At 70.3% G+C, this 25221-nt stretch carries 27 protein-coding genes; 20 read left to right on the top strand and 7 right to left on the bottom strand.

Features of this window, described 5'->3' with window-relative positions; genetic code table 11:
- From cybH to hypE, 14 genes are all read left to right on the top strand, one after another.
- Positions 1 to 723 (top strand): Ni/Fe-hydrogenase, b-type cytochrome subunit, encoded by a 723-nt coding sequence (gene cybH, locus AVCA_RS23100; protein ID WP_012703498.1) that lies wholly within the window; start codon positions 1 to 3, stop codon positions 721 to 723.
- A 61-nt stretch (positions 724 to 784) separates the two neighbouring features.
- Positions 785 to 1408 (top strand): HyaD/HybD family hydrogenase maturation endopeptidase, encoded by a 624-nt coding sequence (locus AVCA_RS23095; RefSeq protein ID WP_012703497.1) that lies wholly within the window; start codon positions 785 to 787, stop codon positions 1406 to 1408.
- Between the two features lie 3 nt (positions 1409 to 1411).
- Complete coding sequence (hypC, locus tag AVCA_RS23090; RefSeq protein ID WP_012703496.1) at positions 1412 to 1732, top strand: HypC/HybG/HupF family hydrogenase formation chaperone; 321 nt, start codon at positions 1412 to 1414, stop codon at positions 1730 to 1732.
- Complete coding sequence (locus tag AVCA_RS23085) at positions 1729 to 2175, top strand: hydrogenase expression/formation protein HoxO (RefSeq protein ID WP_012703495.1); 447 nt, start codon at positions 1729 to 1731, stop codon at positions 2173 to 2175. Before hypC ends, AVCA_RS23085 begins: the two co-directional genes overlap by 4 nt.
- On the top strand, positions 2172 to 3023 hold the full coding sequence (locus AVCA_RS23080; protein WP_012703494.1) for a hydrogenase expression/formation protein: 852 nt from the start codon (positions 2172 to 2174) through the stop codon (positions 3021 to 3023). Before AVCA_RS23085 ends, AVCA_RS23080 begins: the two co-directional genes overlap by 4 nt.
- The gene (locus tag AVCA_RS23075; protein ID WP_012703493.1) at positions 3020 to 3238 is read left to right on the top strand and encodes a rubredoxin; all 219 of its coding nucleotides are present in this window, start codon (positions 3020 to 3022) and stop codon (positions 3236 to 3238) included. The genes AVCA_RS23080 and AVCA_RS23075 overlap by 4 nt, the downstream gene beginning before the upstream one ends.
- 6 nt (positions 3239 to 3244) lie before the next feature.
- Positions 3245 to 3706 (top strand): [NiFe]-hydrogenase assembly chaperone HybE, encoded by a 462-nt coding sequence (gene hybE / locus AVCA_RS23070; RefSeq protein WP_012703492.1) that lies wholly within the window; start codon positions 3245 to 3247, stop codon positions 3704 to 3706.
- Positions 3703 to 4749, top strand: a complete 1047-nt coding sequence (locus AVCA_RS23065) for a nickel-dependent hydrogenase large subunit (protein WP_012703491.1) — start codon at positions 3703 to 3705, stop codon at positions 4747 to 4749. Before hybE ends, AVCA_RS23065 begins: the two co-directional genes overlap by 4 nt.
- The gene (gene hypA, locus AVCA_RS23060; RefSeq protein WP_175555970.1) at positions 4742 to 5083 is read left to right on the top strand and encodes a hydrogenase maturation nickel metallochaperone HypA; all 342 of its coding nucleotides are present in this window, start codon (positions 4742 to 4744) and stop codon (positions 5081 to 5083) included. The genes AVCA_RS23065 and hypA overlap by 8 nt, the downstream gene beginning before the upstream one ends.
- Positions 5084 to 5085: 2 nt before the next feature.
- Entirely contained in the window at positions 5086 to 5997 is a 912-nt protein-coding gene (gene hypB, locus AVCA_RS23055; protein WP_012703489.1) for a hydrogenase nickel incorporation protein HypB, read from the top strand.
- 20 nt (positions 5998 to 6017) lie between these two features.
- Entirely contained in the window at positions 6018 to 8324 is a 2307-nt protein-coding gene (gene hypF / locus AVCA_RS23050; RefSeq protein WP_012703488.1) for a carbamoyltransferase HypF, read from the top strand.
- Positions 8324 to 8578 (top strand): HypC/HybG/HupF family hydrogenase formation chaperone, encoded by a 255-nt coding sequence (locus AVCA_RS23045; RefSeq protein WP_012703487.1) that lies wholly within the window; start codon positions 8324 to 8326, stop codon positions 8576 to 8578. The genes hypF and AVCA_RS23045 overlap by 1 nt, the downstream gene beginning before the upstream one ends.
- Positions 8575 to 9714 (top strand): hydrogenase formation protein HypD, encoded by a 1140-nt coding sequence (gene hypD, locus AVCA_RS23040; protein WP_012703486.1) that lies wholly within the window; start codon positions 8575 to 8577, stop codon positions 9712 to 9714. Before AVCA_RS23045 ends, hypD begins: the two co-directional genes overlap by 4 nt.
- Complete coding sequence (gene hypE, locus AVCA_RS23035) at positions 9711 to 10736, top strand: hydrogenase expression/formation protein HypE (protein WP_012703485.1); 1026 nt, start codon at positions 9711 to 9713, stop codon at positions 10734 to 10736. The genes hypD and hypE overlap by 4 nt, the downstream gene beginning before the upstream one ends.
- A 656-nt stretch (positions 10737 to 11392) precedes the next feature.
- On the opposite strand, the gene AVCA_RS23030 is transcribed toward hypE, so the two are convergent.
- From AVCA_RS23030 to AVCA_RS23015, 4 genes are all read right to left on the bottom strand, one after another.
- Positions 11393 to 11785 carry a hypothetical protein gene (locus AVCA_RS23030; RefSeq protein ID WP_012703483.1) on the bottom strand — a complete coding sequence of 131 codons (393 nt, stop codon included), beginning with the start codon at positions 11783 to 11785 and terminating at the stop codon, positions 11393 to 11395.
- A 276-nt stretch (positions 11786 to 12061) separates the two neighbouring features.
- Complete coding sequence (locus AVCA_RS23025; RefSeq protein ID WP_012703482.1) at positions 12062 to 12466, bottom strand: hypothetical protein; 405 nt, start codon at positions 12464 to 12466, stop codon at positions 12062 to 12064.
- Between the two features lie 285 nt (positions 12467 to 12751).
- The gene (locus tag AVCA_RS23020) at positions 12752 to 13315 is read right to left on the bottom strand and encodes a HupE/UreJ family protein (protein WP_012703481.1); all 564 of its coding nucleotides are present in this window, start codon (positions 13313 to 13315) and stop codon (positions 12752 to 12754) included.
- 137 nt (positions 13316 to 13452) lie between these two features.
- A complete protein-coding gene (locus AVCA_RS23015) occupies positions 13453 to 14193 on the bottom strand; it encodes a sulfite exporter TauE/SafE family protein (RefSeq protein WP_012703480.1) in 741 nt (246 codons plus the stop codon).
- A 466-nt stretch (positions 14194 to 14659) separates the two neighbouring features.
- Between AVCA_RS23015 and AVCA_RS23010 the strand changes: the two genes are divergently transcribed.
- Positions 14660 to 14863, top strand: a complete 204-nt coding sequence (locus AVCA_RS23010; protein ID WP_012703479.1) for an MbtH family protein — start codon at positions 14660 to 14662, stop codon at positions 14861 to 14863.
- 79 nt (positions 14864 to 14942) lie between these two features.
- Complete coding sequence (locus tag AVCA_RS23005) at positions 14943 to 16280, top strand: condensation domain-containing protein (RefSeq protein WP_012703478.1); 1338 nt, start codon at positions 14943 to 14945, stop codon at positions 16278 to 16280.
- Between the two features lie 205 nt (positions 16281 to 16485).
- On the opposite strand, the gene fhuB is transcribed toward AVCA_RS23005, so the two are convergent.
- The 3 genes from fhuB to AVCA_RS22990 are packed head-to-tail and all read right to left on the bottom strand — an operon-like array spanning position 16486 to position 20134.
- Entirely contained in the window at positions 16486 to 18492 is a 2007-nt protein-coding gene (gene fhuB / locus AVCA_RS23000; protein ID WP_012703477.1) for a Fe(3+)-hydroxamate ABC transporter permease FhuB, read from the bottom strand.
- Positions 18489 to 19367, bottom strand: a complete 879-nt coding sequence (locus AVCA_RS22995) for an ABC transporter substrate-binding protein (protein WP_012703476.1) — start codon at positions 19365 to 19367, stop codon at positions 18489 to 18491. The genes fhuB and AVCA_RS22995 overlap by 4 nt, the downstream gene beginning before the upstream one ends.
- Positions 19367 to 20134 (bottom strand): ABC transporter ATP-binding protein, encoded by a 768-nt coding sequence (locus AVCA_RS22990; RefSeq protein WP_012703475.1) that lies wholly within the window; start codon positions 20132 to 20134, stop codon positions 19367 to 19369. Before AVCA_RS22990 ends, AVCA_RS22995 begins: the two co-directional genes overlap by 1 nt.
- Before the next feature lie 266 nt (positions 20135 to 20400).
- On the opposite strand from AVCA_RS22990, the gene AVCA_RS22985 reads away from it, so the two are divergent.
- From AVCA_RS22985 to AVCA_RS22970, 4 genes are all read left to right on the top strand, one after another.
- Positions 20401 to 21348 (top strand): sugar ABC transporter substrate-binding protein, encoded by a 948-nt coding sequence (locus AVCA_RS22985; protein WP_012703474.1) that lies wholly within the window; start codon positions 20401 to 20403, stop codon positions 21346 to 21348.
- Between the two features lie 55 nt (positions 21349 to 21403).
- The gene (locus tag AVCA_RS22980; protein ID WP_041807652.1) at positions 21404 to 22960 is read left to right on the top strand and encodes a sugar ABC transporter ATP-binding protein; all 1557 of its coding nucleotides are present in this window, start codon (positions 21404 to 21406) and stop codon (positions 22958 to 22960) included.
- A 75-nt stretch (positions 22961 to 23035) separates the two neighbouring features.
- Positions 23036 to 24058 (top strand): ABC transporter permease, encoded by a 1023-nt coding sequence (locus AVCA_RS22975; RefSeq protein ID WP_041807461.1) that lies wholly within the window; start codon positions 23036 to 23038, stop codon positions 24056 to 24058.
- A gap of 50 nt (positions 24059 to 24108) precedes the next feature.
- The gene (locus AVCA_RS22970) at positions 24109 to 25218 is read left to right on the top strand and encodes a Gfo/Idh/MocA family protein (protein ID WP_012703471.1); all 1110 of its coding nucleotides are present in this window, start codon (positions 24109 to 24111) and stop codon (positions 25216 to 25218) included.
- The last annotated feature ends 3 nt before the right edge of the window (positions 25219 to 25221 follow it).

Genomic DNA, 25221 nt, shown 5'->3' with positions numbered 1-25221 from the left:
ATGGCACTGGAAAAATCCCTGGAAACCGGCGACGGCCAGGAGAAGGTCCGCAAGCAGACCGCGGTGTACGTCTACGAGGCGCCGCTGCGCCTCTGGCACTGGGTCACGGCGCTGTCCATCGTCGTGCTCGGCGTGACCGGCTACTTCATCGGCGCGCCGCTGCCGACGATGCCCGGCGAGGCGATGGACAACTACCTGATGGGCTACATCCGCTTCGCCCACTTCGCCGCCGGCTACGTGCTGGCGATCGGCTTCCTCGGCCGGGTCTACTGGGCCTTCGTCGGCAACCACCACGCCCGCGAGCTGTTCCTCGTGCCGGTGCACCGCAAGGCCTGGTGGAAGGAGCTGTGGCACGAGGTGCGCTGGTACCTGTTCCTGGAAAAGACCCCGAAGAAGTACATCGGCCACAACCCCCTGGGCCAGTTGGCGATGTTCTGCTTCTTCGTGGTCGGCGCGGTGTTCATGAGCGTCACCGGCTTCGCCCTCTACGCCGAGGGGCTGGGGCGGGACAGCTGGGCCGACCGGCTGTTCGGCTGGGTGATCCCGCTGTTCGGCCAGAGCCAGGACGTGCACACCTGGCACCACCTGGGCATGTGGTACCTCGTCGTCTTCGTCATGGTGCATGTCTACCTGGCCGTGCGCGAAGACATCGTTTCCCGGCAGTCGCTGATCTCCACCATGGTCGGCGGCTGGCGGATGTTCAAGGACGACCGGCCGGATTGAGCCCCGTGTCGTCCCTTCCGTCCGGGCCGGTCCGCCGGCTCCGGGCGACGGTGAGGCAACGATGACAGCCCCCAACATCCTCATTCTCGGTATCGGCAACCTGCTCTGGGCGGACGAAGGCTTCGGCGTGCGTTGCGTGGAGCTGCTCAACGAGCGCTATCGCTTCCCCGACGGGGTGCGACTGATGGACGGCGGCACCCAGGGCATCTACCTGGTGCAGCACGTCCAGCAGGCCGACTGCCTGATCGTCTTCGACGCCGTCGACTACGGCCTGGCGCCCGGCACCCTGAAGATCGTGCGCGACGACGAGGTGCCCCGCTTCATGGGCGCCAAGCGCATGAGCCTGCACCAGACCGGCTTCCAGGACGTGCTGGCGCTGGCCGCGTTCAGCGGCGCCTACCCGCGCGAGCTGCTGCTGATCGGCGTGCAGCCCGAGGAACTGGAAGACTTCGGCGGCAGCCTGCGCGAGCCGGTGCGCGCCCAGCTGGAGCCGGCGCTGCGGGTCGCCCTGGAATTCCTCGCCGAGCGCGGGGTGGTCGCCGCAGCGCGCGACGGCGACGCCGAGCGCCTGGCTCCGGCGCCACTGGCCCTGGGCCGCTACGAGGCCGGCCGCCCGGCCGAGGAACTGGCCTACCGCCACGGCGATATCCGCTTCATCCCGCAGCAGCCTCTGGAGGACGACTGAGCCATGTGCATCGGTATTCCCCTGCGGGTGCTGGAATGCGCGCCGGGCCGCGCCCTGTGCGGCGACGAGAACGGCGTGCGGTGGATCGACACGCGGCTGGTCGAGCCGCCGGCGCCCGGCGACTGGCTGCTGGTGTTCCTCGACGCCGCCCGCGAAATCCTCGACGCCGGGCGCGCCGCGCGGATCCGCGAGGCCCTGCGCGCGCTGCAGGCCGTACAGGCGGGCGATCCGGCCGCGCTCGCCGGCCTGTTCGCCGACCTCGACCGCGAGCCGCAACTCCCGCCCCACCTGCAGGCGCAACTGCCGCCCAAGGAACCGACATGATCCATCCCCTGATCCAGCGTCTGACCACGACGCTCGGCTACCCCCTGCTGGATGCCGACGGCCTCGACCGCCAGGTGCGGACGCAGCCGTTCTCCGTGCTGTTCTTCGCCGGCGATCCGCAGCGCTTTCCCGAGGCGCTCGACGTCGCGGTGATCCTGCCGGAACTGGTCAAGGCCTTCCCGCAGCTCGCTCCCGCGTTGATCGCCGGCGCGGACGAGGCCCGTCTGCAGGGGCGCTACGGTTTCTCCGTCTGGCCGAGCCTGGTGTTCCTCGCGGGGGAGCGCTACCTGGGCTGCCTGTCGCGGGTACTGGACTGGGGCGAATACCTGGAGCGCATCCCGGCGATCCTCGCCGGCGAGAACGAAGACCTGCCACGCATTCCCGTGCTGTCGCCGGAGAGCGGCACACCTTCCTGCAGCCCGATGGAGACCAGTGAATCATGAACGACGACCTGCCCATTCTCCCGCCCGGCTTCGGCCCCGGCTCGCATGGCGAAGAGGAGCGGCCCGACTGCCCGTCGATGCCGCGCGCCATGCGCACCTTCGAACGTCCCGCGCTGCCGGAGCCCGGACAACTGAGCGGACACCCCATCGCCCTGGCGCTGCTGGAGCGGCTGCAGGAGGCGCTGGGCGCCTACCGGATCGGCGAGCAGAGCCGGGTGATCGGCCTCGACCGCCAGCCCAAGGCCGACCTGAAGCTGCTCCAGCAGATCCTCGGCGAAGGCGAGGTGGCGATCCAGGTCGGCGGCCAGCGCCCCGCGCGCATCCAGGAAACCGTGCTGGCCGGGGTCTGGTGGGTGCAACTGCAGATCGGCCGGGGCGAGGTCGTCGGCCAGTGGCTGGAGGTGGCCGACGTTCCCGCTCTGGTGCGCCGCCGGGCCTTCGCCGAAACCCGCTGGCCGCAGCTCGGTGAGTTGCCGGACGGCCTGCTCAACGCCGGCCCGGTGCTGGTGGAGTTGCTCGACGCGGCGAAGCGGCATGCCGAGCGCGCGCTCGCCACGCCCCACGCGGTCAACCTGTCGTTGCTGCCGTTCTCCCCGGAGGACCGGCGCTTTCTCGCCGAAAGGCTCGGCGAGGGGTCGGTGACCCTGCTCTCGCGCGGCTACGGCAACTGCCGCATCGCCAGCACTGCCACCCCCGGCATCTGGTGCGTGCAGTACTTCAACAGCAGCGACCGGCTGATCCTCGACACCCTGGAGGTGACGGGCATCCCGCAGGTGGCCTGCGCCGCCCAGGAGGACATCGACGACTCCGCCGAGAGGCTGCGCGAGATCCGCGAGGCTCTGGAGTGAGCGCGCGCTTCGAGGGCAGCTACCTGGGCGACGCCACGCGCCTGGCGGACGACGCCGTGCTCGAATGCAAGATCTGCTGGCAGCGCTACGACCCCGCCGAGGGCGATCCGGTCTGGCAGATCCCGCCGGGCACGCCCTTCGCCGCGCTGCCGGCGCACTGGCGCTGCCCGCGCTGCGACGGCGACCGCGAGCAGTTCATGGTCGTGGACGGCTGAAGGCCCATGCACGGCCGCGAAGCCATCGAAGCCCACTACCGGGTGGCCGGCGCGCGCATGGCCGGGCTGCCGGTGTACAACCCGGCGCTCACCGTGGAGCTGCTCGGCTGGCGCGCGGTCGAGGGCGTCGGTGCGCTCGGCGTGCTGATCACCCCCTGGTGCATGAACCTGTTCTGGCAGCCGCCGGCCGATGCCGAACTGCCGGCCAGCGGCGAGCGCGCGGTGTTGTCGCTGCCCTCCGGCGACTACGAATGCACCCTGCACGAGGACGAGCGCCTCGGCCGCCATGCCAGCGCCTCGCTGTGCTCGCCGATGCAGGATTTTCCCGGCCAGGCCGAGGCGCGGGCGATGGCCGGGGAGGTGCTGCGGCTGATCCTCGCCGTGCCGGAGGCCGGGCCCGAACCGTCGCGGAGCGGTTTGTTGAGCCGCCGCGCGCTGTTCCGGCGCGCCCTGGGCGGTGCGTCGTGAGCGCCCTGGAGGCACTGGCCGGACGCCTGCACGTGGAGGTGCGCCTGCAGGACGGTGTCATCCGCGCCGTCGATACCCGACTGCAGCGCCCGCTGCCGCAGATTTCCCGCCTGCTCGTCGGGCAGACCGCGGAGGCGGCCCTGAGGCGCCTGCCGCTGCTGTTCGGCCTGTGCGCCGCGGCGCAGCAGGTGGCGGCACTACGGGCGCTGGAGCGGGCCGCCGGCTGGGCGGCGATTGCCGAGGTGGAGGAGGGCCGCACCCGGCTCGGCGAACTGGAGTCGATCCGTGAGTCCCTGCTGCGCCTGGTGCAGGTCTGGGAGCTGCCTGTGCCCCTGGAGCGGCTCAAGGCGCTGCTCGCCCTGTGCCGGCGCGCCGCCGCCCGCCTGCAAGCGCTGACCGCCTTTCGCGCCGCGCCGTTGCCGGCCGATGCGGAGCTGGAGGGGACGCTGGCCGCGCTGGCCGCCGCCTGGGCCGACCTGCAACCGCCGGCACCGGCCGACTGGCTGCGTCCGCGTCTCGACCGCTGGCAGGAAGTCGCGCTCGGTGGACCGCCACCGCAGGCCTTCACAGCGGACGAATTGCCGGCGCTGCTGGCGCAATTGCGCGCCAGCGACGCGCGCGCCGAGATCGCCGGGCAGCCGCGGCTCGGCGGGCCGGCCGCCAGCGCCGGGGCGCAGGCGACGGCGAGCGCGCAGATCGAGCAGCACGTCGGCGCGCTGCTGCGGCGCACGGCGCAGGCGATAGACTCGCTGCAGTCGCCGCCAGCGCCGCCGGCCGTGGCCGGGCTGGCGGCGGGAGAGGGTGTCGGCCTGGCGCGGACCGCCCGCGGCTGGCTGCTGCACCGGGTGTGCCTGGACGACGGGGCGGTCGGCACCTGGCAACTGCTGGCGCCGACCGACTGGAATTTCCATGCCGACGGCCCGCTGCGCCGCCGGCTGTGCGGCGTGCGGGTGGCCGCCGGGGAGGTCGAGGCGCTGCTGCGCGAACTGATCCTCGCGCTCGATCCCTGCGTCGCTTTCGAGGTGAAGATCGTCCATGCATGAAATGTCGATCGCCGAGGGCATCGTCCAGCTTCTCGAAGAGCAGGCCGTGGCGCAGGACTTCACTCGGGTCAGGGCGCTGTGGCTGGAGATCGGCCCGCTGGCCGCGATCGAGGTCGAGTCGTTGCGCTTCTGCTTCGAGGCGGTGACCCGCGGCAGCCTCGCCGAAGGCGCGCGCCTGGAGATCGTCGAACTGCCGGGGCGCGCCTGGTGCCTCGGCTGCAACGCCAGCGTGGCGATCCGCCGGCGCTACGATGCCTGCCCGCAGTGCGGCAGTCATCGCTTGCAAGTCACCCAGGGCGACGAGCTGCGGGTCAAGGAACTGGAGGTAGAGTAAGCATGTGTACCGTTTGCGGCTGCGCCGAGGGCGAGACCCGGATCGAGGGCGAGCACCATCACCACGGCCACGACCATCATCACCACGAGCATCCTTTCGTGCGCCGCCCGGCGCCGGCCGAGGCCGCGCCGCCGGCGGCCGGAGGCCCGAACCTGCACTTCGGCCAGGGCCCGGCCCGCGCCCATGCGCCAGGCCTCAGCCAGAGCCGCATGCTGCGGATCGAGCAGGACATCCTCGGCAAGAACGACCGCTACGCCGCCGAGAACCGCGCGCGCTTCGAGGCCCTGTCGCTGTTCGTCCTCAACCTGGTGTCCAGCCCCGGCTCGGGCAAGACCAGCCTGCTGACCCGGACCATCGAGCTGCTCGGCCGGCGCCGGCCGCTGGCGGTGATCGAGGGCGACCAGCAGACCGACCACGACGCCGCGCGCATCCGTGCCACCGGCGTGCCGGCGGTGCAGATCAACACCGGCAAGGGCTGCCACCTGGACGCGCACATGGTCGGCCACGCCCTGGCGCGGCTGGACGATCTCGAAGGCGGCCTGCTGTTCATCGAGAACGTCGGCAATCTGGTCTGCCCGGCGGCCTTCGATCTGGGCGAGGCGCACAAGGTGGCGATCCTCTCGGTCACCGAGGGCGAGGACAAGCCGCTCAAGTACCCGGACATGTTCCACGCCGCCGACCTCATGCTGCTGAACAAGACCGACCTGCTGCCGCACCTGGATTTCGACGTCGAGGCCTGCATCGCCTACGCCCGGCGGGTCAACCCGGACATCGAGGTGATCCGTGTCTCGGCGCGCAGCGGCGAGGGCATGGGCGAGTGGCTGGCCTGGATCGAGCGTCAGCGCGGCACCCGCCTGCGCGCGCGGATCGACGCGCTCAGGGAACAGGCTCGGGCCCTGGAGGCGCTGCTCTGAATCAGCCGGCGGAAGCAGGCGTGCGCCTGCTGCTGCGCGGTCGGGTGCAGGGGGTCGGCATGCGTCCCTGCGTGCACCGTCTGGCCACCTCCCTCGGCCTGGCCGGCGAGGTGCGCAACACCGGCGCGGGTGTGCGCATCGACCTGCTGGGCCCGCCGCAAGCGCTCGCCGAATTCGAGCGTCGCCTGCCCGATGAACTGCCGCCGCTGGCGCGCCTCGACGCCATCCAGCGCGAACCCCTGCCCGCCGGGACGCGCTTTGCCGGCTTCGCCATCGCGGCCAGCCGCGACGAGAGGCGCGGGGCGCTGGCGCCGCCGCCGGATGCCGCGGTCTGCCCGGCCTGTCTCGAAGAACTCTTCGATCCGCACGACCGCCGCTGGCGCCATCCCTTCATCAACTGCACCCACTGCGGCCCGCGCTACAGCCTGATCCGCCGCCTGCCCTACGACCGCGTCCAGACCAGCCTGGCCGGCTTCGAACTCTGCCCCGAGTGCCGGCGCGAATACGAAGACCCGGCCGATCGCCGCTTCCACGCCCAGCCGATCGCCTGCCCGGCCTGCGGCCCGCGGCTCTGTTGCGAGGACGCCAGCGGCCGGCGCCTGTCCGGCGACCCCATCGAACGGGCCCTGGCGGCCCTCGCGCGCGGCGAAATTCTCGCCCTGCGCGGGGTCGGCGGCTTCCATCTGGCCTGCGATGCGCGCAACGCCGGGGCGGTGGCCGAACTACGCCGACGCAAGCGCCGCCCGGCCAAGCCTTTCGCGCTGATGGCCGCCAACCCGGCCTCGCTGCAGGCGCTGGTCGAGTTGAACGAAAACGGTCTCGCCGAGCTGAGCGGTCCGGCCGCGCCGGTGGTGCTGCTGCGCAAGCGTCCCGCCGCCGATGACTTGCTCGCCGCCGGGGTGGCGCCGGATCTCGCCTGGCTCGGCGCGATGCTGCCGCACAGTCCGCTGCACTGGCTGCTGTTCCACGAGGCCGCCGGGCGGCCGGCCGGCACGGGCTGGGCCGCCGCGCCCCAGGATCTGCTGCTGGTGATGACCAGCGCCAACCTGAGCGGCGCGCCGCCGATCACCGGCAACGCCGAGGCGCGCGAGCGGCTCGCCGGCATCGCCGACCTCTGGCTGTTGCACGACCGCGAGATTCTCAACCGCTGCGACGATTCGGTGGTCAGTGCCCTGGGCCGCGCGCCGCTGGTGATCCGCAGCGGCCGTGGCCTGGCGCCCCTGGAAATCCCTCTGGCCCGCGGCGGCCCGTCGATACTGGCCCTGGGCGGCCAGTTGAAGAACGCCGTCTGTCTGACCCGGGGCGACCGTGCCTGGCTGTCCCCGCACAACGGCGATCTGGACGATGCCGATACCTGCCGCGCCCTGGAGCGCACGGTGGCACGGCTCGGCGAGTTGCTCGGCATCCGTCCCGAGCGCGTCGCCTGCGACCTGCACCCGGATTTTTTCGCCAGCCGCTTCGCCCGCGACTACGCCGAGCGCCACGGCCTGCCGCTGCACCCCATCCAGCACCACCATGCCCACATCGCCGCGACGATGGCCGAGCACGGCCTCGCCGAGCCGGTGCTCGGCCTGGCGCTGGACGGCTTCGGCCTCGGCGCCGACGGCCGGCTGCGTGGCGGCGAGCTGCTGCGGGTGGCGGCGGACGGCTGCGCCTGGCTCGGCGAGCTGAATCCGCTGCCGCTGCCCGGCGGCGACCAGGCATCGCGCGAGCCCTGGCGCATGGCCGCCGGCGCCCTGCATGCGCTGGGCCGCGGCGGCGAGATCGCCACGCGCTTCGCCGCCGAGCCCGGCAACGCAGCCATTGCGCGGATGCTCGAACGCGGCTTCAATTGCCCGCCGAGCAGCAGCGCCGGCCGGCTGTTCGATGCCGCGGCGGGCCTGCTGGGCCTGGGCGGGCGGCAGCGTTACGAGGCCGAGGCGGCGCTGCGCCTGGAGTCGCGGGTGGTTGGCCTGCCGGAGGCGGTTCCCGCACTCTGGCGGATCGACGACGACAACCGCCTGGATCTTTTGCCGCTGCTGGCGCGACTGGCCGACATGCGCGACACGCGGGCCGGCGCCGAGCTGTTCCACGGCGTGCTGATCGAGGCCCTGGCCATCTGGGCGGCGCGTGCGGCCGAGGCCACCGGTCTGCACCGGGTTGCCCTGGGCGGCGGCTGCTTCCTGAACACCGTGCTGCGCGACGGACTCTGCGCGCGCCTGCGCGCCGCCGGCCTGACGCCGCTGCTGGCGCGGCGCGCGCCGCTCAACGACGGCGGTCTGGCCCTCGGTCAGGCCTGGGCGGTGCTGCTGGCGGCGGACATCCCATCGACACGAGGACAAGCGTGATGTGCCTGGCCATTCCGGTCCGCATCGAGGAACTGCTCGACGAGCAGAGTGCGGTCGCCTGCATCGGCGGCCTGCGCAAGACCATCAACGTCGCCCTGCTCGACGATCTGAAAGTGGGCGACTACGTGATCCTGCACGTCGGCTTCGCCCTGCAGAAGCTCGACGAGGCCGAGGCGCAGCGCACCCTGGCGCTGCTCGCCGAGTTGGGCCGATTGGCCGAGGCCGAGCAGGCCGCGCAGGGAGAGGCGCCATGAAGTACGTCGACGAATTCCGCGACGGCGCCACCGCGCGCCAGCTCGCCGCGCGCATCGCCGCCGAGGCCGATCCGAAGCGCCAGTACCGGCTGATGGAGTTCTGCGGCGGGCACACCCACGCGATCTTCCGCTACGGCATCCCCGACCTGCTGCCGGCCAACGTGCGGCTGATCCACGGCCCCGGCTGCCCGGTCTGCGTGATGCCGATCGGCCGCCTGGACATGGCCATCGAACTGGCGCGCCGCCCCGGCGTGATCCTCTGCACCTACGGCGACATGTTGCGCGTGCCCGCCTCCGGGCGCGTCAGTCTGCTCAAGGCGCGCGCCGAAGGCGCCGCAGTGCGCATGCTCTACTCGCCGATCGAGGCGCTGAAGCTGGCCCAGGACAACCCGGACAGGGACGTGGTGTTCTTCGCCATCGGCTTCGAGACCACCACGCCGCCCACCGCGCTGGTGATCGAACAGGCGCAGAGGCTCGGCTTGAAGAACTTCTCGGTGTTCTGCAACCACGTGCTGACCCCGGCGGCGATGCACGCCATCCTCGCCACCCCGGAGGCGCGCGCCGGCACGCTGCAACTGGACGGCTTCATCGGCCCGGCCCACGTCAGCACGGTGATCGGCAGCGACGCCTACGCGCCCTTCCCGCGTCAGTACGGCACGCCGCTGGTGATCGCCGGCTTCGAACCGCTGGACCTGTTGCAGGCGCTGCTGATGCTGGTGCGCCAGCTCAACGAGGGGCGTGCCGAGGTGGAAAACCAGTTCACCCGCGCGGTCACCGCAGGCGGCAATCTCAAGGCGAAGGCGCTGACCGGGCGGATCTTCGAGCTGCGCGAGAGTTTCGAGTGGCGCGGCCTGGGCGCGCTGCCGAACAGCGCCCTGCGGATCCGCGAGGCCTTCGCCGAATTCGACGCCGAGCGGCGCTTCGCTCTCGAAGCGCGCAGCGGCCTGGAGAACAAGGCCTGCGAATGCCCGGCGATCCTCCGCGGGGCGAAGAGCCCGCGCGACTGCAAGCTGTTCGGCAACCCCTGCAGCCCGGACAATCCGCTCGGCTCGTGCATGGTTTCCTCCGAGGGCGCCTGCGCCGCCTGGTACGCCTACGGCCGCCAGCGCCAGGCCGTCGTGGCGGTGGCCCGATGAGCCGGCTCGATCTCAGGAACGGCAGCGTGGAGATGGTCCACGGCAGCGGCGGCCGCGCCATGGGCCAACTGATCGAGGAACTGTTCGCCCGCGCTCTGCGCAACGAGTGGCTGGACCAGCGCAACGATCAGGCGCAGTTCGAGCTGCCGCCCGGCCGGGTAGTGATGGCCACCGACAGCCACGTGATCTCGCCGCTGTTCTTCCCCGGCGGCGACATCGGCAGCCTCGCCGTGCACGGCACCATCAACGACGTGGCCATGGCCGGCGCCCGACCCTGCTACCTGGCCGCCGGCTTCATCCTCGAGGAGGGTTTTCCGCTCGCCGACCTGGCGCGCATCGTCGAGTCGATGGCCGCCGCCGCCCGCGAGGCCGGCGTGCCGGTGGTCACCGGCGACACCAAGGTGGTCGAACACGGCAAGGGCGACGGGGTGTTCATCACCACCACCGGGGTCGGCGTGGTGCCGCCGGGCTTGCACCTCTCCGGCGACCAGGCGCGGCCGGGCGACCGCATCCTGCTTTCCGGCAGCATCGGCGACCACGGCGTGACCATCCTCTCGTTGCGCGAGGGCCTCGGCTTCGAGGCCGACATCGGCTCCGACTCCCAGGCCCTGCACGGCCTGGTCGCCGCCATGCTCGCGGCGGTGCCGGAGATCCGCTGCCTGCGCGACCCGACCCGCGGCGGCCTGGGCAACACCCTCAACGAACTGGCCCGCCAGTCGGGGGTCGGCATGCAACTCGTCGAGCGGGCCATCCCGGTGCGCGAACCGGTGCGTGCCGCCTGCGAATTCCTCGGCCTCGACCCGCTGTACGTGGCCAACGAAGGCAAGCTGATCGCCATCTGCCCGGCCGAGCGGGCCGAGCGCCTGCTCGAAGCGATGCGTGCGCATCCGCAGGGGCGCGAGGCGGCGATCATCGGCACGGTGGTGGCCGACGAGCACCGTTTCGTGCAGATGGAGACACCGTTCGGTGGGAGTCGGATGGTGGACTGGTTGAGCGGGGAGCAGTTGCCGAGGATTTGCTGACAAGGTGGACGTTTGCACGACCTTTTGATGTGAAACCGGTGCACTTTCCTCGGCACGACCCACAGGTTTCACCCTGCACGGCGACTTACTTTTGTCAGTCGCGCCTGCCCGGCCGGGGCAAAAGTAAGCAAAAACGCTTGCCCCTGTCATCCGGCCCCGCCTGCGGCGGGGTTCCCTCCCTGCGTCGTCGCTCCAGGGGCCCGGTCTAGGCGGCCCCCTGCGAAGGGCCATCCATAGCCCTCGCAGCTCTCGGCTTTGGCATCCTGCGTCGCTCTACCTCCTGCATCCATGCAGTCGTCGCGGCATCCATGCCGCTCGACCCCTTGCGCGACAACTCCGCTCGGCCTCCTGAAAGGGGCGTTCGGCGCTGCCTGATGGCCTGGGCGTCAAAGCCGAAGCGGAGCCCTCCAGCTTTTCTCTCGACTGTCTGCCAACTCCCCGGTCCCGTACAGGCAAGCAAGAAGAAAGGAACTCGCCGTGCAAGGCGAAACCTGCCGGTCGGGCAGCGGAAAGCGCTTCGTCATAACGATGGAGAGCGGGCCTGCGCCTGCTTGTAGCCGAAAAGCACATGGGGCTTGCGCACAAGACGCCAATTCAACTGAACCCGGAAAGCAAAAGCCCGGCTGAAGAGCCGGGCTTTTGCTTTCCGGAGTCAATCACTCGCGATAGCTGAGCGCGCTGTCGTAAAGACGGTCATCGGCCATGGCGACATCGCTGAAGGCGCGGTTGCCGCGGGTCTCGACCTTGTCGCCGACGGCGAACTTCTCGGCCGAGCGCACCACCTTTTCCTTGCCATCGGCAGTGCGGACCTTGTAGGCGCGGTCGCTGAGGCCGCTGGCTTCCTGGGCCTCGCCGCCGAACAGGGCGCCGATGCCGGCACCGACCAGCATGCCGATCGGGCCGCCGATCGCACCGATCATCATGCCGTTCATGCCTCCGATCGACTTGCCGGTGGTCTGATCCTTGGTTTCCTCGAGAACTTCGGCGGCGTTCACGCTACCGGCAGCCAGCAGGGCGAGAGTCAGGGCCAGGGTGCTGAGCTTTTTCATGTCGGTTCCTCCGAGGAAGGGTTCCAGCGATCTTGGTGAAATCGGTCGATCGGGACGCGGTGCGGTGCTTGTGGCAGGTCTTCGTCTCCGTTGCGATGCAAAATAACCATTCGATTGATATGGGTCAAGAAGATGAGTGCGCTCTTGTGCTTAAGGAGGGGGCGGGAGGCCTGCGGGGCCGGCCTGGTGCCCCGGTGTCCTCGGGGCTCGGCGCGGCGGACCTGGCAGCATCCGCTGCATCGCTGATGGATCGGACTGTATGAAGCGCTCGCCGCCTCAGTGCAGGGTGCGCGCACCGGCGTTGTCGGCCAGGGCAGCGGATTTGCCGGCGGATCCGGGAGAAGGGCGGTTGCCGTGGATCTCGACCTGATCGCCGGTCGCGAAGCGGCGGCCGGGGGAACGCACCGTCTTCACCCTGGCGCCGTCGCCGCGGGCCTGGAAGGCCTGCTCGCCATCGGCGCCTGACGCGTGGCTGGAACTGCCGACCAGTGCGCCGACACCGGCGCCGATCAAGGCGCCGATCGGACCGCCGATGGCGCCGACCATCAGGCCGGTCATGCCGCCGGTGGACTTGTCGGCGGTCCGCTCTTCGCTTTCCCCGCTGATCTCATCCGCCTGCGCATTACCTGAGGCCAGCAGGCTGAAGGTCAGGGCCAGGATGCCGAACCTGTGCATGTTCATGACGGGTCCTCCGAAGAGCGTTTCAGTGGGCTTCGCTTTTCACCTTACATTAAATGTGCCAAATATATAAATTAATTAAAAATCAATTAGTTGTACTTTGAATCGAATAATCTGCGCGACAAAGTGTCGCGTTGTCGACAGGGGCTTTTGTCGCGATTCCTGCATGAGATCGGATTTTTGTTGATCTGTGTCAGGAGGCGGTTGGCGGATTTGTGCCTGTCCGGTGCCCGCACGAAAAAAGACCGGGCAGAAGCCCGGTCCGGAGGTCGCGGATCGCCTTGGCGGTCAGAGCATCATCAGTGCGCCGCTGGCGGTGATGGCCGCGCCGACGCCGCGGGTCAGCAGGGGCAGGCGCCGCTGCACGGCCGCGTCGAGCAGGCCGCCGCCGAGGAGCAGGCCCAGGCTGGCGGCGAGGAAGCCGGCGGCGAAGCCCAGCGGGTTGCCGCTGACTTCGAGGCCGTGGGCATGGCCGTGGAACAGGGCGAAGACCGCGGTCAGGGTCAGCGCGACCGGCGCCGGCAGGCGGGCGGCGCAGGCGATCAGCAGGCCGCTCAGCAGCACGGAGAGGGCGATGCCGGTTTCCACCTGCGGCAGGCCGGTACCGGTCATGGCCAGCACGAAGCCGCCGAGCAGCGCGACGAGAAAGGTGGCCGGCACGGCGAGTTTCAGGCTGCGCGGCTGTTGTGCGGCCCAGATGCCGATGGCCAGCATCGCCAGCAGGTGGTCCAGGCCGCCGAGAGGATGCAGCAGGCCGGCGATCAGGCCGTTCCCGCCATGCCCGGGATGGGCGAAGGCGGCGCCGGGCAGGAGGGTCAGGGCAAGCAGGGGGAGAAAGTGGCGTGTTCTCATGTCGGAGGTCCTGGAACGGGGCGGCGATGGTCTTCGCAGCGCTGTGCGCAGCGGCTGGATGCGCAGCTTAAGGCAAAAGGGCCGCACCTTGCAGCGTCCGGGACGCTGCAAGGCCACGCCCTTTCTTCGCCGTCGGCTCAGAGGTTCTGCAGGATCAACTGGATGCCGGCGAGCAGCAGGCCGGCGCGGGCGATGCGGTAGAACCACAGGTGATCGACTCGCTCCTGCAGCCAGAGTCCGGCCCACACGCCCAGCGGAACCAGGGGGGCGAGGAACAGGCTGGTCAGCAGGTTGTCGCCGGAGAACTGGCCAAGCAGTGCGTACGGCAGCAGCTTGATCGCGTTGGTCAGCAGGAAGAAGACGTTGATGGTGGCGACGTAGCGCACCTTGTCCAACTGCTGCGGCAGCAGGTGCATCATCGCCGGCGGGCCGCCGGCATGGGCGACGAAGCTGGTGAAGCCGGCCAGCGCGGAGAGTGCCGTGCCCTTGCCGCGCGCTGGCGGCAACCCGGCCGTGCCGGCCGGCGGGCGCAGCAGGTTGAGTAGCACGAAGGCCACGGCGATGCCGCCGATCAGCAGGGCGATGATCCGCTCGTCGAGCATGCCGAAGCTCAGCGAGCCGAGCAGCACCCCGAGCAGCGCGCCGGGCAGCATGATCCTCAGGTTCGCCGCGTCCCACTTGCCGTAGTAGGCACGCAGGCCGACCAGATCGGCGGTGCAGAGGATCGGCAGCATGATCGCCGCGGCCTGGGTGGGCGGTACCGCCAGGGCCAGCAGGGGTACCGCGATGCCACCGAAGGCCCCGCCGAAACCGCCCTTGGAGAGGCCGGTCAGCAGTACTGCCGGTACGGCGACGAGAAGGAGTTCCGTGGACAGCATGGATGTGCGGTGCTCCTGAAGGGGCGCGCCAGGCATGGCGAAGGCGCCTAGCTGTACCCGTTTCGCCGGGGCGGGGCAATAGCGTGGCGGAGCGGCGGCTGCCTCGGGAGATGGCTTTTCCGATGTGCCGTTATTGTATTGATAATATTTATCATTTAGATTTGTGCCTGTCCCGGAGCCAGAGAAGCGGTCGGTGAAGGGACGCCTCCGTGTATTCGCCCACTGTCGAGGGCACGGCGGATGAGTCGGGACCAGGAGCGCTGGAAGCCAGTCGCGCTCGCGTCCGCTGGTGGAGATCGCCTTCGAGGACGCGCTCCGGGAAGTCTTCCCAAGGCTGTGGAAAGTCGGGTCGTGCGGGACGGGAGGTATCCGAGTTCGATAGTTAATGAAAATTATTCGCGTATTCGTTCGTCTGTAAAACTGTAATGCGGCAGCGTGCCGCCCGACCGGACCAAGGAGTCAAGCCATGAATTTCGATCAAGCCGATACCCAGTTCCAGGTGGTGGTCAATGCCGAGCGGCAGTATTCGATCTGGCCGGAGTACAAGCCGGTGCCGGCCGGCTGGCAGGAGATCGGCATCTGCGGCGACCGCCAGACCTGCCTGGCGCACATCTCCGGGATCTGGTCGGATATGCGTCCGAGCAGCCTGCGCGAAGCCATGGGCAAGTGAGAGCGGCGCCGCCGTCCGCTGGCGCCGAAACCCCGGCCGCCTCCCGCTGGCCGGGTCGCGCCGCTCCCGAGATGCCGACATGACCGCCTATTCCCCGCTTTCTCCCCTGTCGCCGGCCGGGCCGGAGCCGGTCATGGGGGCCGTGCCGCTGTTGCCGCTCCAGGCGCGTCTGCTCGAGCGCCAGGGCGCGGCGCCGTGCAACCGCTACCTGCTGTTCGAACTGACCGAGGCGTTGGAGCCGGGCCTGCTGGAACAGGCCCTGCAGGCGCTGGTGACGCAGCACGACGCGTTGCGCCTGCGTTTCGCCGAGGAAGACGGCGTCTGGCGCCAGTGGTATGGGGAGCCGGACGGGCGCCACGAATTGCTCTGGCTGCGCGCGGCGGACGACGAGGCCGGGATCGCCGCGCTGGCCGCCGAAGTCCAGCGCGGCCTGGACCCGCGAAGCGGTCCGCTGCTGCGCGCCTGCCGCCTGAGTCGGGCCGGTCGCGCCGACCGCTTGCTGCTGGTCGTTCATCAACTGGTGGCGGACGGGTTGTCCTGGCGGTGGCTACTGGAGGACCTGCTGGCCGCCTACCGGCAACTGGCGACGGGGCGGTGCGTCGCGCTGCCGGCGAAGTCCGCCTCCTTCAAGGCCTGGGCCGAACGCCTGCACGACTGGGCCGCCGGCCCGGCCCGCGCGCAACGCGCGTTCTGGCGGGCCCAGGAGCGCGCCTGTTCGCAACTGCCCCTGCTGTCCCGGGAGCCGGCCTGCGAGGGTCAGCGCCGGCACCTCGAGCTGATCCTGCCGGCCGACTTCAGCCGCGAACTGTTGCAGGCCGCCCGGCAGGCCTACCGGCTGCGCGCCGACGAGGTGCTGCTCACCGCGCTGAGCCGGGTGCTCTGCGCCTGGAGCGAGCAGTGCTGCGTCTGCCTGCACCTGCAAGGCTACGGCCGTATGCCGCTGTTCGACGACCTCGATCCCGACCGCACGGTCGGCTGGCTCTCCAGCCTCTACCCGCTGCGCCTGCAGCCGGCGGCCGACCTGCCGGGCAGCCTCGAGGCGATCAGGGAACAACTGCGCGCCGTGGACGACGGCGGCCTGGCCTACGGCCTGCTGTGCCGGCGCGGCGAACTGGCCGGCGTCGCCCCGCAGGTGCTGTTCGATTACCGGGAGCCGGACGAGGACGAGGGAACCGGGCCGCTGCGCCTGCTCGATGCCGGTCTCTGGCGCGAGGCCGACGCACCGCTGGACGCTCCCCTGTGTATCGCCGCCGGGCAGCGCGGCGACGCCCTGTACCTGCGCTTCGACTTCAGCTCCAGCCAGTGGCAGCGGCCGACCCTCGAGGGTTTGCTGCAGCGTCTGCAGGACGAACTGCGGGCGATCCGCGCCCACTGCGCCCACGCCTCGGGCAGCCTGAGCCCCCGACGACGCGCCTGATCCGGCCACGCCCGGATGCCGCTGCCGAACGGGCGCGCGATCGGCCGCTACAAGGAACCGGCCGGTCCGCTCGAAGTAGCCTTGGCGACCGCGCGCCACGTATCGGCCAACAGGGCGCGAAGGATCGCTCGAACAAGGTCGAATTAAGAGGGGAGCGCCATCGACTTCGCCTCTTTGGGACTCCGAACCAAGGAAAGGGACGCCTTCAGCGCCGCTTCAGGCAAAGCATGAAGCAGGCCCCGCCGACCAGCGGGGCGAGCAGGCCGGCCGGCAGTTGCAGGGGAAACAGCAGGTTGCGTCCCAGCCAGTCGGCCAGCAGCAGGATCAGCGCGCCGAGCAGGCTGGCGCCGAGCAGTTGCGGCAGTGCCCGGGCCAGGCCGAGCCGGCGCGCCAGGTGCGGGGCGAGCAGGCCGACGAAGCTCAGCGGGCCGACCAGCAAGGTCGCTCCGGCGCTCGTCAGCGTTGCCAGCAGCAGCAGGCACAGGCGGCTGCGCGCCAGCGGCACGCCGAGGGCGCGCGCACTGCCTTCGCCGAGCGGCAGCAGTTCCAGCCAGCGCGCGCAGGGCAGCGTCGCGGCGAACAGCAGCAGGGCGCCGGCGAGCAGTGTCCAGGCGGTCGGTGCATCGACGAAATAGGTGGAGCCGGCCATCCGGCCGAGCAGGCTCAAGCCGCGCGGATCGCCGCCGGCCAGCGGTATCGCCTGCAGCGCATCGAAGAAGACGGTCAGGGCGATACCGATCAGCAGTACCCGCTCGGGGGCGAAACCGTTTCTGTAGCTCAGCGCCACGATCAGCAGCAGCGCCGCCACGGCGCCCCCGGCGCCGAGCGGCAGTTTCAGCGCCAGACCGGCGCCGGGCAGCAGGAACAGCAGCGCCGCCAGCCCGAGCGCCGCGCCGGTGCCGAGGCCGAGCAACTCGGGGCTGGCCATGGGATTGGCGGTGAGTCGTTGCACCAGGGTGCCGGCCAACGCCAGCAGGGTGCCGGCGGCGAGGGCGGCGACCAGCCGCGGCAGGCGCAGGTCGAGCAGTGCCGCGTCGGTTCGCCAGCCCCAGCCGTGCGGACCCTGGCCGAAACCGAGGGCGAGCGGGGTGGCGAGCAGCAGCAGGACGCCGAGCAGGGCGAGCCGGCGCCAGGGATGCGGGTGGCGCCAGGGCGCGACGGCGGCGACCTGTGGGTGGCCGCCGGCGGCTTGCAGGCGCGGCAGCAGCCAGAGCAGCAGCGGCGCGCCGAGCAGGCTGGCGACGGTGCCGGTCGACAACGGTTCGATCCGCGGGCCGGCCAGGCGCTGGACCGCCAGGTCGGTGACCAGCAACAGCGCTGCGCCGAGCAGCGGCGCCCAGAACAGCCGCTGGGCGAAACGCCGTGCGCCGAGCAGGCGGGCGATGGCCGGGGCGGCCAGGCCGACGCAGCCGATCACCCCGACGCTGCTGGTCACGCAGGCGCTGAGGTACACCGCCAGGGCCAGGCCCATGCCGCGCAGCGGGCCGAGCGACACGCCGAGGTTGCGCGCGCCGCTGTCGTCCAACTCCAGCAGGGCGAGCGGGCGCAGCAGCGGCAGCATCAGCAGCAGCACCGCGGCCAGGCGCGGCAGGAGGAAGCCCATGTCTTGCCAGCCGTTCTGGACGAGCGAGCCGGAACTCCAGATGAGCAGCGCGCCGAGGTCCTGCTCGCGGGTCAGTAGCAGGCCCTTGCCCAGGGCGCCGAGGTAGAGGCCGACCGCCAGCCCGGCGAGGATCACCGTCAAGGGGGCGAGGCCGCGACGCCAGGCGAGGGCGAACATCAGCAGGGCGGACAGGCCGCCGCCGGCCAGGGCGACCCACTCGCGGCCATCGGCCAGCAGCGCCGGTGCCCACAGGCCGGCCAGCACCAGCGCCAGTTGGGCGCCGCTGGCCACGCCCAGGGTATCCGGCGAGGCCAGCGGGTTGTGCAGCACCTGCTGCATCAGGGTGCTGGCGAGGGCCAGCGCGGCGCCGCACAGCGCGGCCATGCACAGGCGCGGCAGCCAGTTGAAATGCAAAAGAACCTGGCGCATGTCGTCCTCCGCCGGAGCGAGCAGCGCCGGCAGCCACTGCGCCACCGGCAGGCGCCCGGCGAGGTCGGCGCCGGCCAGGGCCAGCGCGGCGAGCAGCAGGGCGAGGCACAGGGGGAGGGGGGTACGGCTGGCCGGATGGAGGATGCTCGTCGATGGGGGGCTGCTGGGGCGGTCGGTCATGGATGGGGGCTGTCGGAATCCGGTGACGGAAGAGCGGTCAGGTACGCTTCGAGCTGTCCGGCGAAGCGTTCGGCGGCGGGCAGGCCGCCGAAGCTCCAGACCGGCGACAGGCCGTGCGCGCGTCCGGCGCGGACCGATGGCAGGCGCTGCCAGAGCGGGCTGGCGGCCCGGAGGCGTGCGGCGTGCGGCGGCAGCGATTCGAGGTAGAGCAGCGTTGCCTCCGGGCGTTCGGCCAACCGTTCGATGCCGACCTGGGCGAAGCCCCAGCGGTTGGTGCGGCCGTTCCAGGCATTCTCCAGGCCGACCCGTTCGAGCACCCCCTGGTAGAGGCTCCGCGCGCCGAACAGGCGGACATGGCGCGCATCGAGGAAGCCGGCCATGTAGAGAGGCGGCCGCTGGCGTCCGGCCAGGCGCGCGCGGAGCGCCGCCAGGCGGGCGTCGACGCGGGCGATCAGCGCCTCGCCGGCAGCCTCGCGGCCGAGCAGTCCGGCCAGTTCGCGGGCCACCCGCCGGGCATTCGCGTAGGCCTCGCCGTCCGGGCCGGAGAGCGCCAGGCTCCTGACCGGCGCGATGCGCTCCAGACGGGCGCGGGCGTTCTCGAACGGCGGGCCGATCAGGATCAGTTCGGGCCGGAGTTCGGCGAGCAGTTCCAGGTTCGGTTCGCTGCGCAGGCCGAGATCGACCATCCCGGCCGGCAGCGCCGGTTCGCCGACCCAGCGCCGGTAGCCGTCGAGCTGGGCCACGGCGACCGGGGTGACGCCCAGGCCGAGCAGGGTCTCGGCCAGGCCCCAGTCGATCGCCGCGATGCGCTGCGGCGGCGCGGCCGGCGCGGGCAGGGCGAGCGTCAGCAGCAGCGCGGCGAACAGGACGCGCATCAATGCACCACGGCGACCGGCTGGCCGGCTTCGGGATGCTGCAGTACGTGCATCGGGATGCTGTAGAGCGCTTCCAGGGTGGCGGGATTCATCAGCGCCGACGGCGGGCCGCTGGCCAGGAGGCGTCCGCCGTGCAGGGCCACCAGGCGGTCGCAGTAGCGGGCGGCCATGTTGATGTCGTGCAGCACCATCACCACGCCGAGTCCCAGGTGGCGGCCGAGGTCGCGCAGCAGGTCGAGGATTTCCACCTGATGGGCCGGATCGGGCGCCGAGCTGGGCTCGTCGAGCAGCAGGTAACGAGTGTTCTGCGCCAGCAGCATGGCCAGCCAGACGCGCTGGCGCTCGCCGTCGGAGAGCCGTTCGGCCGGCCGCTCGGCGAAACCGGCGGCGCCGGTCAGCTCCAGGGCGCGCTCGACATGGAGCCGGTCGTCGGCGCCGAAGCGACCGAGCGGGCCGTGCCAGGGGTAGCGGCCGAAGCCGACCAGCTCGCGCACCGTCAGGTTTTCCACCGCCGGCAGGCGCTGCGGCAGGTAGGCGACATGGCGGGCGAATTCGCGTTCCGGCCACTCGTTCAGCGGCCGGCCGTCCAGCCGCAGGCGGCCGCCGGTCGGCTCCAACTGGCGGGCCAGAAGCTTGACCAGGGTGGACTTGCCCGAGCCGTTGTGGCCGATCAGGCCGACCGTCTGGCCCTGGGGAAGCTGCAGGCTGATCTGTTGCAGCAGGCGGCGGCCGGCCAGGTGGAAGCTGACGTCGTTCAGCTCGAACATCGGGACTCCACTCCTCGGGCGGTAAGGGACGGGAATGCCGGAACTTTAGTTCAGGTGATAATGATTATCAATTGTTTGTCAACCCGAATTTATCGGGCGAAAGGGCGGTGGAACGTTCGGATAGGTAGGGAAATAAAATTCTAAAATTTTGTTGTATGGAATTTTTGTTCCATATAGAGTTCAATCCTGCTAGACGAACAAGGGTGCCGTCCCGCTCCGATTCCGGGCTGTCGGTATCCGCCAACAAAAATAAGCAAGGTACCGTCATGCATGTCGCCAGTTCTTCCCGGCCCCTGAGCCGTACGCGGGCTGTCCTGTTCGCAACCGTCCTGTGCCTGGCCGGCTCCACGGCGCTCGCCGATCTCCGGCTCGGCGTCAGCGTCGGCCAGTTCGACAACTACATCGCTTATCTGGTGCGCGCCATGCAGGAGCGTGCCCGGCAGGTACCGGGCGGCGTCACGCTGCAGGTCGAGGACTCCGGCAGCGATGTGGTCCGCCAGCTCGGCCAGGTCGAAAGCTTCATCGCCCAGCAGGTCGACGCGATCATCGTCAACCCCGCCGATACCGCCGCCACCGGCGGGATCACCGAGCGCGCCACGCGGGCGGGCATTCCGCTGGTGTATCTCAACAGCCGCCCGGAGGTGCGTGAGTTCCCCGCGGGCGTGGTCTTCGTCGGCACCGACGAGCGCCGCCTGGGCCAGATGCAGATGGAGTACCTGGCCGAGAAGATGGGCGGCAAGGGCGACCTCGCCATCCTCCTCGGCCGCCTGGCCCACGACGACACGCGCAAGCGCACCGCCGGTGTGAAGGACGTGCTGGCCCGCTACCCGCAGATCCGGGTGGTGGAGGAGCAGTCCGGCGACTGGCAGCGCGACAAGGGCCTGGATCTGACCAACAACTGGCTATCGTCCGGTCGCGAGTTCGACGCGGTGGTGGCCAACAACGACGAGATGGGCATCGGCGCCGCCATGGCGCTGCGCCAGGCCGGGCGCCGGGAGGTGTCGGTCGGCGGTATCGACGGCACGCCCGACGGCCTGGCCGCCATCGCTCGCGGACAACTGGCCGTGACCCTGCTGCGCGACCCGGTCGCCATGGGCGAAGAGGCCGTGGACGTGGCCCTGCGACTGGTCCGCAAGGACGTCGTGCAAGGCGACGTCTGGATACCGGTTCACCTGATAACCCCCGACAACCACACGCAATTCCAGCGCTATTGACCGACCGCCCGCCGCCTTCGGCGCGGGCCCCTGCGAGGAGATGGAGATCGTGAACATGCTCAGCACTGCACCCAGCACTCATGGCGTCATGACCCAACTGCCGACAGCCATGGCTCCCGAGTACCTGCTCGAAATCGTCAATGTCACCAAGAGCTTTCCCGGCGTGGTGGCGCTTTCCGATGTCCAGTTGCGCGTGCGTCCCGGCACCGTGCTGGCGCTGATGGGGGAGAACGGCGCGGGCAAGTCGACGCTGATGAAGATCATCGCCGGCATCCACCAGCCGGACACCGGCGAGCTGCGCCTGCGCGGCCAGGCGGTCAGCTTCGAGACGCCGCTCGCCGCCCTGCAGGCCGGCATCGCGATGATCCACCAGGAACTCAACCTGATGCCCTTCATGAGCATCGCCGAGAACATCTGGCTCGGCCGCGAGCCGCTCAACGCCATGCGCATGGTCGACCACCGCAGGATGCACCGGCAGACCAGGGAACTGTTCGAGCGCCTGCGCATCGACCTCGACCCCGAGGCGCCGGTCGGCAGCCTGAGCATCGCCGGGCGGCAGATGGTGGAGATCGCCAAGGCGGTGTCCTACGACAGCGACGTGCTGATCATGGACGAGCCGACCTCGGCGATCACCGACAAGGAGGTCGCGCACCTGTTCTCGATCATCGCCGACCTCAAGGCCGCGGGTAAGGGCATCATCTACATCACCCACAAGATGGACGAGGTGTTCGCCATCGCCGACGAGGTGGCGGTGTTCCGCGACGGCGCCTACATCGGCCTGCAGAGCGCCGACAGCATGGACGGCGACGGGCTGATCTCGATGATGGTCGGCCGCGAACTCACCCAGCTCTTCCCCGAGCGCCGCGCGCCGCGCGACCAGGTGGTGCTCTCGGTGCGCGACCTGGGCCTGGAGGGCGTGTTCCAGGGCGTGTCCTTCGACCTGCGCGCCGGCGAGGTGCTGGGCATCGCCGGGCTGATGGGCGCCGGGCGCACCAACGTGGCGGAAACCCTGTTCGGCGTCACCCCGGCCAGCCAGGGCGAAATCCGCATCGACGGCGAGCCGGTGAACATGAACGATCCCTGCCTGGCGATCCGCAAGGGCCTGGCGCTGCTCACCGAGGACCGCAAGGACACCGGCATCTTCGCCTGCCTGTCGGTGCAGGAGAACATGGAGGTCACGGTGCTGCCCAACTTCGCCAGCCGCGGCTTCGTGCAGCGCCAGCGCCTGCGCGAGCTGTGCGAGGAGATGCGCCGCAAGCTGCGCGTCAAGACCCCCTCGCTGGAGCAGTGCATCGCCAACCTGTCCGGCGGCAACCAGCAGAAGGCCCTGCTGGCGCGCTGGCTGATGACCCAGCCGCGCGTGCTGATCCTCGACGAGCCCACCCGCGGCATCGACGTCGGCGCCAAGGCCGAGATCTACAAGCTGATCGCCGAACTGGCCGCCGAAGGCATGGCGGTGATCATGATCTCGTCCGAACTGCCGGAAGTGCTGGGCATGAGCGACCGGGTCATGGTCATGCACGAGGGCGCGGTGACCGGCATCCTCGAGCGCGACGAAGCCACCCAGGAGCGGGTGATGCAACTGGCTTCGGCGACCCCTTCCGTTCACTGACATCCATCGGAACCCGGCGGGCGCGCCGGCGACGGCCGCCCGTCCAGCGAACAACGACAAGCGGAGATGTGGAACATGAGTGCCATCCTGGAAAAGAGCCCCCTTGCGAACCTGTCGCTCTGGAGCCGGCGCCTGCCGGCCGAGCTGAGCATCCTGCTGGTGCTGATCGGCATCGGCCTGGTCTTCGAGCTGTTCGGTTGGGTGATGCGTGACCAGAGCTTTCTGATGAACTCCCAGCGCCTGGTGCTGATGATCCTGCAGGTATCGGTCATCGGCCTGCTGGCCATCGGCGTGACCCAGGTGATCATCACCACCGGCATCGACCTGTCCTCCGGCTCGGTGCTGGCGCTCTCGGCGATGGTGGCGGCGAGCCTGGCGCAGACTTCCGAGTTCGGCCGCGCGGTGTTCCCGGCGTTGACCGACCTGCCGGCCTGGGTGCCGGTCATGGCCGGCATCGGCGTGGGATTGTTGGCGGGGCTGGTCAACGGCAGCCTGATCGCCGCCACCGGCATCCCGCCGTTCATCGTCACCCTGGGCATGATGGTTTCGGCCCGCGGCCTGGCCCGCTACTACACGGAAGGCCAGCCGATCAGCATGCTTTCCGACTCCTACACCGCGATCGGCAGTGGCGCCATGCCGGTGATCATTTTCCTGGTGGTGGCGGCGATCTTCCACATCGCCCTGCGCTACACCAAGTACGGCAAGTACACCTACGCCATCGGCGGCAACATGCAGGCGGCGCGCATCTCCGGGATCAACGTCAAGCGCCACCTGATCATCGTCTACAGCATCGCCGGGCTGCTGGCCGGTCTGGCCGGCGTGGTCGCCTCGGCCCGCGCCGCCACCGGGCAGGCCGGGATGGGCCTGTCCTACGAACTGGACGCCATCGCCGCGGCGGTGATCGGCGGCACCAGCCTGGCCGGCGGCATGGGCCGTATCACCGGCACCGTGATCGGCGCGCTGATCCTCGGCGTGATGGCCAGCGGCTTCACCTTCCTCGGCGTGGACGCCTACATCCAGGACATCATCAAGGGCGTGATCATCGTCGTCGCCGTGGTGGTCGACCAGTACCGCAACAAGCGCAAGGTCAAGCGCTGAGCGCCGCTTCCCCCGAATCCGTTCCATCCGTCTCAGACACGAGGTACATCATGCGCGAAATAGGTATCGGCCTGATCGGCACCGGCTTCATGGGGCGTGCCCACGCCCTGGCCTTCCACCATGCCGTCAGCACCTTCGAACTGTCCGTGAAACCGCGCCTGGTCGCCCTGGCCGACGCCGATGCGGCGCGCGCCGAGCGCTGCGCCGCCGACTGGGGCTTCGCCAAGGCCTGCGACTGGGAAAGCCTGGTGAACGACCCGGCCGTGGAGCTGGTCGCCATCACCACGCCCAACCGCCTGCATTACCCCATGACCATGGCGGCGCTGGCGGCGGGCAAGGCGGTCTATTGCGAGAAGCCCCTGGCGGTGACGCTCGATGAGGCCAGCGCCATGCGCGACGCGGCGAAGCGCGCCGGGGTGGTCAACCGGGTGGGCTACAACTACCTGCAGAACCCCATGCTCAAGCTGGCCCGCGAACTGATCGAGAGCGGCGAACTGGGCGAGATCACCGGCTACCACGGCGAGTTCAGCGAGGACTTCATGGGCGATCCGCAGGCGCCCTTCAGTTGGCGCTGCGAGACGGAGCAGGCCGGCGGCGCCCTGGCCGACCTGGGCAGCCACATCCTGTCGCTGTCGCGCTTTCTGCTCGGCGACGTCGCCGCGCTCTGCGCCGACCTGCACACCGCCCATGCCGAGCGCCCGCACCAGGGCGGCCGGCGCCGCGTCGAGATCGACGACCAGGCCCACGTCCTGCTGCGCTTCGCCAACGGCGCGCACGGCACCCTGGCCACCAGTTGGCTGCGGCACGGCCGCAAGAACCATCTGGCGTTCGAGGTCTACGGTACGCGCGGCACCCTGGCCTACGACCAGGAACGGCTCAACGAACTGCGCCTCTACGGCACCGGCGGGCGTCCCGGTCTGGACGGCTTCCGCACCCTGCTGTCCGGCCCGCACCTGCCCGACTACGCGGCCTTCTGCCCGGCGGCCGGGCACCAGCTTGGCTACAACGAGCTGAAGACGCTGGAAGTGCGTTCGCTGCTGGAGGCCCTGGCCGGCAACGGCGCGCTGACCGGGGTGGACTTCCAGGAGGCCTGGGAAGTCGAGCGCCTGGCCCAGGCGGTCCGCGACTCCGCGCGGGAAGAGCGCTGGGTGAGGATCTAGGGC

Source organism: Azotobacter vinelandii CA, from assembly GCF_000380335.1.
GTDB classification, from domain to species: Bacteria; Pseudomonadota; Gammaproteobacteria; order Pseudomonadales; family Pseudomonadaceae; genus Azotobacter; species Azotobacter vinelandii.
Note: the sequence above shows the minus strand (reverse complement) of the source record. Positions and strands in the feature narration are given on the sequence as shown.